The sequence below is a fragment of the Geobacillus sp. CAMR5420 genome (assembly GCF_000691465.1).
Classification (GTDB): domain Bacteria; phylum Bacillota; class Bacilli; order Bacillales; family Anoxybacillaceae; genus Geobacillus; species Geobacillus thermoleovorans.
The window spans coordinates 57,893-71,277 of the sequence record NZ_JHUS01000029.1; the positions used below are offsets into that span (position 1 = coordinate 57,893).

Genomic DNA, 13,385 nt, shown 5'->3' on the forward strand with positions numbered 1-13,385 from the left:
TCCTTTTTATCATGGCTAATTGAGATGGCCGCCGTAAATCGAAAAAAGCTCTCTATAAAGTCTTGACTGACTCCTTTTTGTCGCTTCATTTGTTTGCCATGGCGAATTATGCTACAATGCAAAAAGGATGAATGAGAAGGACAGGGGGATTTGGCACGGTGGCATACTATTGGCTCGCGGCGGCGGTCATCATCCTCGATCAATGGACGAAATGGCTTGTCGTCCGCTATATGCGACTTGGGGAAAGCATCCCGATCATCGACAACGTGCTCTACATTACGTCGCACCGCAATCGCGGGGCGGCGTGGGGCATGCTGGAAGGGCAGTTTTGGCTCTTTTATTTAATTACGGTGATCGTCGTGGCGGCGATCGTGATCTACATCCGCCGCCTGAAGCCTTCTGAACGCCTGGCGGGCGTAGGGCTTGGGCTGATGCTCGGTGGGGCGATCGGCAATTTTATCGACCGCGTATTCCGGAAAGAAGTGGTCGACTTTATTCATACGTACATCGGCACGTACAGCTTTCCGGTGTTCAATATCGCCGACTCGGCGCTGACCGTCGGCGTCATCTTGCTGTTTGTCCATATGTTTTTTTTCGCGACACCAGAGAAAGGGAATGAGTAGATGGACACGATCACGTTTCACATCGAAGACGAATATGACGGCGAACGAATTGATAAAGTGATCGCGGCGCTCAATGAGGAATGGTCGCGTTCGCAAGTGCAGCAATGGATCAAAAGCGGGCTTGTGACCGTCAATGGCGAGACGGTCAAGGCGAACTACAAATGCGAGGCAGGCGACGCGGTCGCCGTTTCACCGCCGGAGCCGGAGCCGCTTCATGTCGAGCCGGAGCCGATTCCGCTGGACATTTATTATGAGGATGAGGATGTCCTTGTCGTCAACAAACCGCGCGGCATGGTCGTCCATCCGGCGCCCGGGCATATGCGCGGCACGCTTGTCAACGCGCTTCTCGCCCATTGCCGCGACCTGTCTGGGATCAACGGCGTGCTTCGCCCCGGCATCGTCCATCGGATTGACAAAGACACATCAGGACTATTGATGGTGGCGAAAAACGACGCCGCCCACCGCTCGCTCGTTGAGCAGCTTGTGAACAAAACGGTGACGCGCCGCTACAAGGCGATCGTCCACGGCGTCATTCCACACGATTACGGGACGATCGACGCGCCGATCGGCCGCGACAAGCGCGATCGAAAGAAAATGGCCGTCACCGAGGAAAACGGCAAGGAAGCCGTCACCCATTTCCGCGTGCTCGAGCGGTTTCGCCATTATACGTATGTGGAGTGCCAGCTGGAAACGGGGCGGACGCACCAAATTCGCGTCCATATGAAATACATCGGCTATCCGCTCGCTGGCGACCCGCAATACGGGCCGAAAAAAACGCTCGCCATCGACGGCCAGGTGCTTCACGCCGGGGTGCTCGGCTTCCGTCATCCGAGAAGCGGCGAGTATTTGGAATTCGAAGCGCCGTTGCCGCCGGAGTTTGCTGAGCTGCTTGACTGGCTGCGAAAAAACGATTGACAAACGAACACGCCCCCTTTACAATGAAAACAGGTGAACAGGAACCTTTAAGTTCAGTCCTGTGAGGCTGAAAAGGGGTCGGAATGACAAAGAAGGGCGATGTATGCCCATCTTGTTTGGTGATAAGCGCGCCATCCCCCGCTTCACAGGCGGGGGGTTTTTTGTGCAAACGGAGGTGGCTTGGATGCAAAAGGCGGTCGTGATGGACGAACAGGCGATTCGCCGCGCTTTGACGCGCATCGCCCACGAAATCATCGAACGAAACAAAGGCATTGACGGCTGCGTGCTTGTCGGAATTAAAACGCGCGGCATTTACTTGGCGCGCCGCTTGGCGGAGCGGATCGAGCAAATTGAAGGGGCGTCCGTTCCCGTCGGTGAGCTTGACATCACCTTGTACCGCGACGATTTGACCGTGAAGACGGACGACCATGAACCGCTTGTGAAAGGAACGAATGTGCCGTTTCCGGTGACCGAGCGGAATGTCATTTTAGTTGATGACGTGCTCTTCACCGGCCGGACGGTGCGGGCGGCGATGGATGCGGTCATGGATTTGGGCCGCCCGGCGCGCATCCAGCTCGCCGTGCTTGTTGACCGCGGCCACAGGGAACTCCCGATCCGCGCTGATTTCGTCGGCAAAAACGTGCCGACCTCTCGTTCGGAACTGATCGTCGTGGAGCTTTCGGAAGTGGACGGCATCGATCAAGTCTCCATTCATGAAAAATAGCGAAGCACCCTTTTAAGCGCAGTCCCGTGAGGCTGCAAAAGGGGCGGAATCGTTTCGGCTGTTTCTGCACCCTCTTTGCGTCTTCGCGGGCAAAGAGGGATTTTTTTGTGCACACTAGAAAGCAAGCCTCGCTCATTTGATCAAAGGAGTGACGAAAGATGAACAAACCGGTGTTGGACATTCAAGACCGCCCGACTGTTGGGCAATGGATCACCTTAAGCCTTCAGCATTTATTCGCCATGTTCGGGGCGACGATTTTAGTGCCGTACTTAGTCGGCTTAGATCCGTCGATCGCCTTGCTGACAAGCGGGCTTGGAACATTGGCGTTTTTGCTCATTACGAAATGGCAAGTGCCGGCGTATCTTGGCTCGTCGTTCGCCTACATTGCGCCGATCATCGCGGCGAAAACGGCTGGCGGCCCGGGAGCGGCCATGATCGGCAGCTTCCTCGCCGGATTGGTGTACGGGGTTGTCGCCCTCATCATTAAAAAAGCCGGCTACCGCTGGGTGATGAAACTGTTGCCGCCGGTTGTGGTCGGCCCGGTCATCATCGTCATCGGCCTCGGCTTGGCCGGGACGGCGGTCGGGATGGCGATGAACGGCCCGGACGGCAAATACAGCTTGCTCCATTTCTCGGTGGCGCTCGTGACGCTCGCGGCCACGATCGTCTGCTCCGTGCTCGCGCGCGGCATGTTGAGCTTGATTCCGGTGCTTGTCGGCATTGTCGTCGGCTATCTCTACGCGTTGGCGGTCGGGCTCGTCGATTTGTCGAAAGTGGCGGCGGCGAAATGGTTCGAATGGCCGGATTTCCTGATCCCGTTTGCCGATTATCCGGTGCGCGTCACATGGGAGATCGTGATGCTCATGGTGCCGGTGGCGATCGTCACCTTGTCCGAGCATATCGGCCACCAGCTCGTCTTAAGCAAAGTCGTCGGCCGCGACCTCATTCAAAAACCGGGGCTGCACCGCTCGATTTTAGGGGACGGAACGGCGACGATGATCTCCGCCTTGCTTGGCGGTCCGCCGAAAACGACGTACGGGGAAAACATCGGTGTGCTGGCGATCACCCGCGTCTACAGTGTCTACGTGCTGGCCGGCGCGGCGGTCATCGCGATCGCTTTCGGCTTCGTCGGCAAAATCACGGCGCTGATCAGCTCGATTCCGACGCCGGTCATGGGCGGTGTGTCGATCTTGCTGTTTGGCATCATCGCCTCGTCCGGACTGCGCATGTTGATCGACAGCCGCGTCGATTTCGGCCAGACGCGCAATTTAGTCATCGCCTCGGTCATCTTGGTCATCGGCATCGGCGGAGCGGTGCTGAAAATCAGCGACAGCTTCCAAATTACCGGGATGGCGCTCTCGGCCATTGTCGGCGTCCTCCTCAACTTGATTTTGCCGGGGCGTCCGCAAGCCGCGGAAAACCTATTTGAAGAAAACCAGAGCGACCATGTCGCCTAATAGGAGAAAGCACCTTTTAAATTAAGTCCCGTGAGGCTTAAAAAGGTGTGAAAACAGGCGCATCCAGGGCCGGAGTGCACCTTCTTCGGCTCTGCCATGCGCCGATCGTCACACCTTGCCCAGCCGGCAAGGTGTTTTTTTGCAAAAAAAGAAAGGGAGAGAGGCCAATGACCCATCTTTTTACATTGAGCGAACTGCCGCTTTCCGACATCACCCGGCTGCTTGATGAAGCGGAAGCGTTCCGCAACGGGCGCGCTTGGCGCCCGGCGGCGCCGATGTACGTCGCCAACTTGTTTTTTGAGCCGAGCACGCGCACGAAATGCAGCTTCGAGATGGCGGAACGGAAGCTTGGGCTTCATGTCATCCCGTTTGACCCGGAACGCTCGAGCGTGCAAAAAGGGGAGACGCTGTACGATACGGTCAAGACGCTTGAGGCGATCGGCGTCGACGCCGTTGTCATCCGCCATCACGAAGATGCGTATTTCGAAGCGCTCCGCCATGCGGTCGGCATCCCGGTCATCAACGCAGGCGACGGCTGCGGGCACCATCCGACCCAGTCGCTCTTGGACTTATTGACGATCCGTCAGGAGTTTGGCGCCTTCACTGGCTTGACGGTGGCGATCATCGGCGACATCCGCCACAGCCGCGTCGCCCGCTCGAATGCGGAAGTGTTGACAAGGCTGGGGGCAAACGTCCTGTTTTCCGGACCGGAAGAGTGGAAAGATGAAACGAATCCGCACGGGACGTACGTCGACATCGATGAGGCCATCGCCTGCGCCGATGTCGTGATGCTTTTGCGCATCCAGCACGAGCGCCATGGGGAAACAATGGGGCTGACGAAAGAGGAGTACCATGCGCGGTACGGGCTGACGCTTGAGCGGGCGCGGCGGATGAAATCGGGCGCCATCATCTTGCATCCGGCGCCGGTCAACCGCGGGGTCGAAATCGCAAGCGAACTTGTCGAAGCGAAGGCATCGCGCATTTTTAAACAAATGGAAAACGGCGTCTACGTCCGGATGGCTGTCTTAAAACGGGCAATGGAAGGGAGAATGGAGCATGGGCGTATGGCTGAAAAATGGCATGTCGTTCAATAAAGATGGGGAATTGATGCGGACACATATCAAAATCGAACACGGAACCATTGCAGCGATCCTCTATGAACAGCCGCTGGAAGCGAATGAGGAGGACGTGATCGACGTTGGCGGCCGTCTCATCGTTCCTGGCCTGATCGACTTGCACGTTCATTTGCGCGAACCGGGCGGCGAAGCGAAAGAAACGATTGAGACAGGCACGCTCGCCGCGGCGAAAGGCGGCTTTACGACCGTTGCCGCCATGCCGAACACGAACCCAGCGCCGGATCGGAAAGAGCAGATGGAATGGCTGCAAGCCCGCATCCGCGAAACGGCGCGCGTCAACGTGCTTCCGTACGCGGCGATCACGATTGGGCAAAAAGGGGAGGAGCTGACCGATTTTGCGGCGCTAAAAGAAGCAGGGGCGTTCGCCTTTACCGATGACGGCGTCGGCGTCCAGTCGGCCGGGATGATGTTTGAAGCGATGAAACAGGCGGCGGCGCTCGATATGGCGATCGTTGCCCATTGCGAGGACGACACGCTGACAAACGGCGGAGCGGTGCATGACGGCGAGTTCGCCCGGCGCTATGGACTTCGCGGCATTCCATCCGTCTGCGAGGCGGTGCACATCGCCCGCGACGTCTTGCTTGCCGAGGCAGCCGGATGCCATTATCACGTCTGCCATATCAGCACGAAAGAATCGGTGCGCGTCGTCCGCGACGCGAAGCGGGCCGGCATCCGCGTCACCGCCGAAGTGACGCCGCACCATCTGCTCTTGTGCGATGAGGATATTCCAGGGCTTGATGCGAACTACAAAATGAACCCACCGCTGCGCAGCCGCGCGGACCGTGAAGCGCTCATGGAAGGGCTGCTCGACGGCACGATCGATTTTATCGCCACCGACCACGCGCCGCATACGGCTGCGGAAAAAGCGAAAGGCATCGAGGCGGCGCCGTTTGGCATCGTTGGGCTCGAAACGGCGTTTCCGCTCTTATATACCCATTTCGTCAAAACAGGCGTGTTTACATTAAAGCAGCTTGTCGATTGGCTGACGATCAAGCCGGCGCAATGTTTCGGCCTCAAGGCCGGGCGGCTTGCCGTCGGGGCGCCGGCGGATATTGCGGTCATTGATTTGGAAACAGAAGAAGCGATTGATCCCGAGACGTTTGCGTCCAAAGGGAAAAATACGCCGTTTGCCGGCTGGGTGTGCCAAGGCTGGCCGGTGATGACGTTTGTCGGCGGTACACTCGTATGGGAGAAAGGAAGGGCGTAAAGATGAAACGGCAGCTGATTTTAGAAGATGGTTCGTTTTTTGTCGGCGAAGCGTTTGGCAGCTTGAAAGAGACGACCGGGGAAGTCGTCTTTAACACCGGCATGACCGGATACCAAGAAATTTTGACCGATCCATCGTATTGCGGGCAAATCGTGACGATGACATATCCATTGATCGGCAACTACGGCATCAACCGCGACGACTTTGAAGCGATCCGCCCGCATGTGCACGGGTTCATCGTCAAAGAAGCGTGCGTGAAGCCGTCCAACTGGCGCGGAGAACTGACGTTGGACGAGTATTTGAAAGAAAAAGGCATCCCTGGCCTTTCCGGCATCGACACGCGCAAACTGACGCGCCTTATCCGCCAATACGGAACGTTAAAAGGGATGATCTGTGGGCTAGATGTCGATCCGGTGGAAGCAGCAGCCAAGCTGCGGGCGATGGAGTGGCCGCGCGACCAAGTGCGGCGCGTCTCAACGAAAAGCGCCTACCCGAGCCCGGGGCGCGGTGAGCGCATCGTCTTGATTGATTTCGGGATGAAACACGGCATTTTGCGCGAACTGAACAAGCGAAATTGCGATGTGATCGTCTTGCCGTACAACGCCACCGCTGAAGAGGTGCTCGGCTGGCATCCGGATGGGGTCATGCTTTCCAATGGACCGGGCGACCCGAAAGACGTGCCGGAAGCGATCGAGATGATCCGCGGGATTCTCGGCAAAGTGCCGCTCTTTGGCATCTGCCTCGGCCATCAGCTGTTCGCGTTGGCGTGCGGCGGGAATACGGAGAAAATGAAATTCGGCCATCGCGGCTCGAACCATCCGGTCAAAGACTTGCGCACCGGCAAAGTCGCCATCACGTCGCAAAACCATGGCTATACCGTCACGCACGAGTCGCTTTCTGGCACCCGGCTTGAGGTGACGCATATCGCCTTAAATGACGGCACGGTCGAAGGGCTGCGCCATCTCGATTTCCCGGCGTTTACGGTGCAATACCATCCGGAAGCGTCGCCGGGGCCAGAAGATGCCAATCCGCTGTTTGACGAGTTTTTGGCGCTCATCCGCCAGTTCAACAAGAAAGGAGAAGTCATCCATGCCTAAGCGCCGCGACATTGAAACGATTTTAGTCATCGGCTCGGGGCCGATCGTCATCGGCCAGGCGGCCGAGTTCGACTACGCAGGGACGCAAGCGTGCTTAGCCCTAAAAGAAGAAGGATACAAAGTCATTCTGGTGAACTCAAACCCGGCGACGATCATGACCGATACGGAAATCGCCGATAAAGTCTATATGGAGCCGCTGACGCTCGATTTTGTCGCCCGCATCATCCGCAAAGAGCGGCCGGACGCGATTTTGCCGACGCTTGGCGGCCAAACGGGCCTCAACTTGGCGGTTGAGCTCGCCAAGGCCGGCGTGCTTGAAGAGTGCGGCGTGGAAATTCTCGGCACGAAGCTCGAGGCGATCGAAAAGGCGGAAGACCGCGAACAGTTCCGCGCCCTCATGAACGAGCTTGGCGAGCCGGTGCCGGAAAGCGCGATTATTCACAGCCTGGAAGAGGCGTATGCGTTTGTCGAACAAATCGGCTATCCGGTCATCGTCCGCCCCGCGTTCACGCTCGGCGGCACGGGCGGCGGCATTTGCACGAACGAAGAAGAGCTTGTCGAGATTGTGTCAACTGGCTTGAAGATGAGCCCGGTGCATCAATGCTTGCTCGAGCGGAGCATCGCCGGCTACAAGGAGATTGAATACGAAGTGATGCGCGACGCCAACGACAACGCGATCGTCGTCTGCAACATGGAAAACATCGACCCGGTCGGCATTCATACGGGTGATTCGATCGTCGTCGCCCCGAGCCAGACGTTAAGCGACCGCGAATATCAGCTTTTGCGGAACGCGTCCTTGAACATCATCCGCGCCCTTGGCATCGAAGGCGGCTGCAACGTCCAGCTCGCGCTCGACCCGGACAGCTTCCGCTATTACGTCATTGAAGTGAACCCGCGCGTCAGCCGCTCGTCGGCGCTGGCGTCAAAAGCGACGGGGTATCCGATCGCGAAACTGGCGGCGAAAATCGCCGTCGGGCTGACGCTTGACGAAATGATCAACCCGGTCACCGGGAAAACGTACGCCTGCTTCGAGCCGGCGCTCGACTATGTGGTGACGAAAATTCCGCGCTTTCCGTTTGACAAATTTGAATCGGCGAACCGCCAGTTGGGCACGCAAATGAAAGCGACCGGCGAAGTGATGGCGATCGGCCGGACGTTCGAAGAATCACTGTTAAAAGCCGTTCGTTCGCTCGAGATCGGGGTGCATCATCTGGAATTGAACGAGGCGAAAACGGCCGCCGACGACGTGATGGAAAAACGGATCCGCAAGGCGGGCGATGAACGGCTCTTTTACATCGCCGAGGCGCTCCGCCGCGGGGTGACGGTGGAGACGCTGCATGAATGGAGCCAAATCGACCGCTTTTTCCTGCATAAGATTCAAAACATTATTGAGATGGAAACGGTCTTGAAAAACCACCCGGGCGACCTTGACGTGTTAAAAAAAGCGAAGGGGCTCGGCTTCTCCGATGCGGCGATAGCGGCGTTATGGAACAAAACGGAGCGCGACATTTACGCGCTGCGCCGCCAACGAGGCATCATGCCGGTGTACAAAATGGTCGATACGTGCGCAGCCGAATTCACGTCGGAAACGCCGTACTACTACAGCACGTACGAGGAAGAAAACGAATCGATCGTGACGGAAAAACCGAGCGTCATCGTGCTTGGCTCCGGCCCGATCCGCATCGGCCAAGGGATCGAATTTGACTATGCGACCGTCCATTGCGTCTGGGCCATTAAGCAGGCCGGCTATGAGGCGATCATCATCAACAACAACCCGGAAACGGTCTCGACCGACTTCAGCACGTCGGACAAACTGTATTTCGAGCCGCTGACGGCCGAAGACGTGATGCATGTCATCGACCTCGAGCAGCCGATCGGCGTCATCGTCCAATTCGGCGGTCAGACGGCCATCAACTTGGCGGCGGAACTCGAGGCGCGCGGCGTCCGCTTGCTTGGGACAACGCTTGAGGATTTGGACCGCGCCGAAGACCGCGACAAATTTGAACAGGCGCTCTCGGAACTCGGCATTCCCAAACCGGCCGGCAAAACCGCCGTTTCGGTCGAAGAAGCGGTCGCCATCGCCGAAGAAATCGGCTACCCGGTGCTCGTCCGTCCTTCGTACGTGCTCGGCGGCCGGGCGATGGAAATCGTGTACAATCGCGGCGAGCTGCTTCATTACATGGAACACGCCGTGCGCGTCAATCCGCAGCACCCAGTGCTTGTCGACCGCTACATCACTGGCAAGGAAGTCGAAGTCGATGCCATCGCCGACGGCGAGACGGTCGTCATCCCCGGGATCATGGAACATATCGAGCGGGCCGGCGTCCATTCCGGCGATTCGATTGCCGTCTACCCGCCCCAGACATTAAGCGCGGAAGTGATCGACAAGATCGCGGATTACACGATCCGACTGGCGCGCGGGCTGCATATTGTCGGGCTGTTGAACATTCAGTTTGTCGTCTCGGGAAGCGATGTCTACGTCTTGGAAGTGAACCCGCGCTCAAGCCGCACGGTGCCGTTTTTAAGCAAAATCACCGGCGTGCCGATGGCGAATCTCGCCACGAAAGCCATTTTAGGGACGAAGCTCGCCGAGATGGGCTATGAGACGGGCGTCTGCCCGGTGCGCCCTGGCGTGTACGTGAAAGTGCCGGTGTTCTCGTTTGCGAAATTGCGCAACGTCGACATTTCGCTCGGCCCGGAAATGAAATCGACCGGCGAAGTGATCGGCAAGGACGTGACGTTTGAAAAAGCGCTCTATAAGGGGCTTGTCGCCTCGGGCATCCATATCCAGCCGCATGGGGCGGTGCTGTTGACGGTGGCCGACAAAGACAAAGAAGAAGCGGTCGAGCTGGCGCGCCGCTTTGCCGACATCGGCTACCAGCTGTTGGCGACGAACGGCACGGCGGAAACGTTGAAAGCGGCCGGCATTCCGGTGACGGTCGTCAATAAAATCCACTCGGCGTCACCGAACATTTTAGATGTCATCCGCCAAGGGAAGGCGCAAGTCGTCATCAACACGCTGACGAAAGGGAAGCAGCCGGAAAGCGACGGCTTCCGCATCCGCCGCGAAGCGGTCGAAAACGGCATCCCATGCTTGACGTCGCTTGATACGGCAAGGGCGATGCTGCAAGTGCTCGAATCGATGACGTTTTCAACGACGGCGATGACGGAAGGGCTGGTGCGGTCATGATCGGCCGCGAACGAATGACGGTCGCAAGCCAGCGGTTGATCGCCGAGCGGACGTATGAATTGACGCTTTCAGGCCGCCTCGTGCAAGAGATGCGCCAACCGGGCCAGTTCGTTCATGTGAAAGTGGCCGCATCCGCCGATCCGCTCCTGCGCCGCCCGCTCAGCCTTTGCCATATCGACCACAAGCAGGGGCAATGCACGATCATTTACCGCCAGGAAGGGAAAGGCACGGCGCTGTTGGCGCAAAAACAGCCGGGCGACACGGTCGATGTGCTCGGCCCGCTCGGCAACGGCTTTCCGCTCGAGGCCGCGCCGGCGGGCAGCCGGGCGCTGCTAGTCGGCGGCGGCATCGGCGTCCCGCCGCTCTATGAACTGGCGAAACAGCTCACAAAGCGCGGCGTCAAAGTGGTGAGCGTGCTCGGGTTTCAAACGAAAGCGGCGGTCTTTTACGAAGAGGAATTTGCCGCGTTCGGCGAGACGCATGTCGCGACCGATGACGGCTCGCACGGAACGGCCGGGCGCGTCACCGATGTGATCGAAGCGCGCTCGCTCGAGTTTGACGTCTTGTACGCCTGCGGTCCGAAGCCGATGCTTCGGGCGCTTGCGGAACGGTTTCCGAACCGGCCGGTGTACGTGTCGCTCGAGGAGCGGATGGGCTGCGGCGTCGGGGCGTGTTTCGCCTGCGTCTGCCATGTGCCAGGGAGCGAGACGGCGTATAAAAAAGTATGCAGCGACGGCCCGGTGTTTCGGGCCGGGGAGGTGGTGCTATGAACCGGCTTGCGGTCGAACTGCCGGGTCTTTCGCTCAAAAACCCGATCATGCCGGCGTCCGGCTGTTTTGGATTTGGCCGCGAGTACGCCCGGTTTTACGATTTAAGCGTGTTAGGCGCCATTATGATCAAGGCGACGACAAAAGAGCCGCGCTTTGGCAACCCGACACCAAGGGTGGCAGAAACGCCGGGCGGGATGTTAAACGCCATCGGCCTGCAAAACCCCGGCCTTGACAAAGTGCTCGAAGAAGAACTGCCGTGGCTTGAACAGTTTGACGTACCGATCATCGCCAACATCGCTGGCTCGACGGTGGAAGAGTACGTCGAGGTAGCCGAAGCGATTTCCAAAGCGCCCAATGTCCATGCGTTAGAGCTCAACATTTCCTGCCCAAACGTGAAAAAAGGCGGGATTGCGTTCGGCACCGTGCCGGACGTGGCCGCGGAACTGACGCGGCTTGTCAAAGAAGTGGCGGCTGTCCCCGTGTATGTGAAGCTGTCTCCGAACGTCACCGACATCGTGGCGATGGCAAAAGCGATTGAACAAGCGGGCGCCGATGGCTTGACGATGATCAATACGCTCGTTGGCATGCGCATCGACGTGAAAACAGGCCGCCCCGTTTTGGCCAACGGCACCGGCGGCTTATCCGGCCCGGCGGTCAAACCGATCGCCATCCGCATGATTTACGACGTGAGCCAGGCGGTGTCGATTCCGATCATCGGCATGGGCGGCATTCAAACGGCGGAAGACGTGCTCGAATTTTTTTACGCCGGCGCGAGCGCGGTTGCCGTCGGAACGGCCAACTTTGTCGACCCGTTCGTCTGCCCGACGATCATCGCCGACTTGCCGGCGCTGCTCGATGAACTCGGGATCGGCCACATTTCCGAATGCATAGGAAGGAGCTGGAAGACTGGTGCACACGCCGTTCATTGTCGCGCTTGATTTTCCATCAAAACAAGAGGTGGAGCGGTTTTTGCGGCCGTTTGCCGGAACACCGCTGTTTGTGAAAGTCGGCATGGAGCTGTACTATCAGGAAGGTCCCGCCATCGTCGCGTTTCTCAAAGAACAAGGGCATGCCGTCTTTTTAGACTTAAAACTGCACGACATCCCGAATACGGTGAAACAAGCGATGAAAGGGCTCGCCCGTGTCGGCGCCGATTTGGTGAACGTCCACGCTGCCGGCGGCCGGTGCATGATGGAAGCGGCGATCGAGGGGCTTGACGCCGGCACGCCAAGCGGAAGAATGCGGCCGCGCTGCATCGCTGTCACCCAGCTGACGAGCACGGACGAGCGGATGCTTCACGAGGAGCTGTGGATTTCCCGCCCGCTTGTGGAAACAGTCGGCCATTACGCCGCCTTGGCGAACGAAAGCGGCCTTGACGGCGTCGTCTGCTCGGCGAACGAAGCGCCGCTCATCAAAGAACGGTGCGGCGCCTCGTTCCTCGCCGTCACCCCGGGCATCCGCTTTGCCGATGAGGCAGCGCACGACCAAGTGCGCGTCGTCACGCCAAAGCGCGCCCGCGAGCTCGGCGCCGACTACATTGTCGTCGGCCGCAGCCTCACCCGCGCCGCCGATCCGCTGAAAGCCTACGAACGCCTGCAGCACGAATGGAACGGAGGAGAGAAAGAATGAAACACGACATCGCCGCCAAATTGCTTGAAATCGGGGCGGTCGCCCTGCAGCCGAACGAACCGTTTACCTGGTCCTCGGGCTTGAAATCGCCGATTTACTGCGACAACCGCCTGACGCTCGCTTACCCCGACGTGCGCCGCCTGATCGCCGCCGGCCTCGCCGAGCTCATCCGCACCCAGTTTCCCGAAGCGGATCTCATCGCCGGCACCGCAACCGCCGGCATCCCGCACGCCGCCTGGGTGAGCGAACGGCTCGGGCTGCCGATGTGCTACGTCCGCAGCCAGGCGAAAGCGCACGGCAAAGGAAAACAAATCGAAGGCCAAGCCGAACCGGGTCAGCGCGTCGTCGTCATCGAAGACTTAATCTCGACGGGCGGCAGCTCGCTTGCGGCCGTCCGTGCCTTGAAAGAAGCGGGCTGCGACGTGCTTGGCGTCGCCGCCATTTTCACGTACGGGCTCGACAAAGCGAAACAGGCGTTTGCCGCAGAGAATTTGCCTGCCTACACGCTTACGGACTACAACACCCTCATCGAAACGGCCGTCCGCCTTGGCGCCGTCAGCGAGCACGACTTGGCGACATTGCGAAAATGGCGGGAGAATCCGGAGGAGTGGGGGAGCTAAAAGAGGAAAAGAGGAGC

At 58.7% G+C, this 13,385-nt stretch carries 12 protein-coding genes; all 12 read left to right on the top strand.

The features are described 5' to 3' along the window. The first annotated feature begins 131 nt into the window (after positions 1 to 131). Positions 132 to 623 (top strand): signal peptidase II, encoded by a 492-nt coding sequence (lspA, locus tag DI44_RS10720; protein ID WP_081823170.1) that lies wholly within the window; start codon positions 132 to 134, stop codon positions 621 to 623. Continuing rightward, a complete protein-coding gene (locus DI44_RS10715) occupies positions 624 to 1,538 on the top strand; it encodes an RluA family pseudouridine synthase (protein ID WP_033025047.1) in 915 nt (304 codons plus the stop codon). A 184-nt stretch (positions 1,539 to 1,722) separates the two neighbouring features. Then, positions 1,723 to 2,262, top strand: coding sequence for a bifunctional pyr operon transcriptional regulator/uracil phosphoribosyltransferase PyrR (gene pyrR, locus DI44_RS10710; protein WP_011230647.1), 540 nt, complete (start codon positions 1,723 to 1,725; stop codon positions 2,260 to 2,262). Between the two features lie 158 nt (positions 2,263 to 2,420). Continuing rightward, positions 2,421 to 3,719 carry a solute carrier family 23 protein gene (locus DI44_RS10705; protein ID WP_011230648.1) on the top strand — a complete coding sequence of 433 codons (1,299 nt, stop codon included), beginning with the start codon at positions 2,421 to 2,423 and terminating at the stop codon, positions 3,717 to 3,719. 167 nt (positions 3,720 to 3,886) lie between these two features. Continuing rightward, entirely contained in the window at positions 3,887 to 4,813 is a 927-nt protein-coding gene (locus DI44_RS10700; protein WP_033025048.1) for an aspartate carbamoyltransferase catalytic subunit, read from the top strand. After that, positions 4,776 to 6,062 carry a dihydroorotase gene (locus DI44_RS10695; RefSeq protein WP_033025049.1) on the top strand — a complete coding sequence of 429 codons (1,287 nt, stop codon included), beginning with the start codon at positions 4,776 to 4,778 and terminating at the stop codon, positions 6,060 to 6,062. The genes DI44_RS10700 and DI44_RS10695 overlap by 38 nt, the downstream gene beginning before the upstream one ends. A 2-nt stretch (positions 6,063 to 6,064) precedes the next feature. After that, entirely contained in the window at positions 6,065 to 7,159 is a 1,095-nt protein-coding gene (locus DI44_RS10690) for a carbamoyl phosphate synthase small subunit (RefSeq protein WP_033025050.1), read from the top strand. After that, positions 7,152 to 10,349: a carbamoyl-phosphate synthase large subunit gene (carB, locus tag DI44_RS10685; RefSeq protein ID WP_033025051.1), complete on the top strand. Its 3,198-nt coding sequence runs from the start codon at positions 7,152 to 7,154 to the stop codon at positions 10,347 to 10,349. The genes DI44_RS10690 and carB overlap by 8 nt, the downstream gene beginning before the upstream one ends. After that, the gene (locus DI44_RS10680; protein ID WP_033025052.1) at positions 10,346 to 11,119 is read left to right on the top strand and encodes a dihydroorotate dehydrogenase electron transfer subunit; all 774 of its coding nucleotides are present in this window, start codon (positions 10,346 to 10,348) and stop codon (positions 11,117 to 11,119) included. The genes carB and DI44_RS10680 overlap by 4 nt, the downstream gene beginning before the upstream one ends. After that, complete coding sequence (locus DI44_RS10675) at positions 11,116 to 12,057, top strand: dihydroorotate dehydrogenase (protein WP_033025054.1); 942 nt, start codon at positions 11,116 to 11,118, stop codon at positions 12,055 to 12,057. The genes DI44_RS10680 and DI44_RS10675 overlap by 4 nt, the downstream gene beginning before the upstream one ends. After that, a complete protein-coding gene (gene pyrF / locus DI44_RS10670; protein WP_020755317.1) occupies positions 12,029 to 12,748 on the top strand; it encodes an orotidine-5'-phosphate decarboxylase in 720 nt (239 codons plus the stop codon). Before DI44_RS10675 ends, pyrF begins: the two co-directional genes overlap by 29 nt. Continuing rightward, positions 12,745 to 13,368 (top strand): orotate phosphoribosyltransferase, encoded by a 624-nt coding sequence (gene pyrE, locus DI44_RS10665; RefSeq protein ID WP_033025055.1) that lies wholly within the window; start codon positions 12,745 to 12,747, stop codon positions 13,366 to 13,368. The genes pyrF and pyrE overlap by 4 nt, the downstream gene beginning before the upstream one ends. Positions 13,369 to 13,385: the final 17 nt, after the last annotated feature.

Excerpts from the sequence above, each read along its gene's own strand:
- lspA (WP_081823170.1), top strand. The coding sequence starts at position 132 with ATGAGAAGGACAGGGGGATTTGGCACGGTGGCATACTATTGGCTCGCG.
- DI44_RS10715 (WP_033025047.1), top strand. The coding sequence starts at position 624 with ATGGACACGATCACGTTTCACATCGAAGACGAATATGACGGCGAACGA.
- pyrR (WP_011230647.1), top strand. The coding sequence starts at position 1,723 with ATGCAAAAGGCGGTCGTGATGGACGAACAGGCGATTCGCCGCGCTTTG.
- DI44_RS10705 (WP_011230648.1), top strand. The coding sequence starts at position 2,421 with ATGAACAAACCGGTGTTGGACATTCAAGACCGCCCGACTGTTGGGCAA.
- DI44_RS10700 (WP_033025048.1), top strand. The coding sequence starts at position 3,887 with ATGACCCATCTTTTTACATTGAGCGAACTGCCGCTTTCCGACATCACC.
- DI44_RS10695 (WP_033025049.1), top strand. The coding sequence starts at position 4,776 with ATGGGCGTATGGCTGAAAAATGGCATGTCGTTCAATAAAGATGGGGAA.
- DI44_RS10690 (WP_033025050.1), top strand. The coding sequence starts at position 6,065 with ATGAAACGGCAGCTGATTTTAGAAGATGGTTCGTTTTTTGTCGGCGAA.
- carB (WP_033025051.1), top strand. The coding sequence starts at position 7,152 with ATGCCTAAGCGCCGCGACATTGAAACGATTTTAGTCATCGGCTCGGGG.
- DI44_RS10680 (WP_033025052.1), top strand. The coding sequence starts at position 10,346 with ATGATCGGCCGCGAACGAATGACGGTCGCAAGCCAGCGGTTGATCGCC.
- DI44_RS10675 (WP_033025054.1), top strand. The coding sequence starts at position 11,116 with ATGAACCGGCTTGCGGTCGAACTGCCGGGTCTTTCGCTCAAAAACCCG.
- pyrE (WP_033025055.1), top strand. The coding sequence starts at position 12,745 with ATGAAACACGACATCGCCGCCAAATTGCTTGAAATCGGGGCGGTCGCC.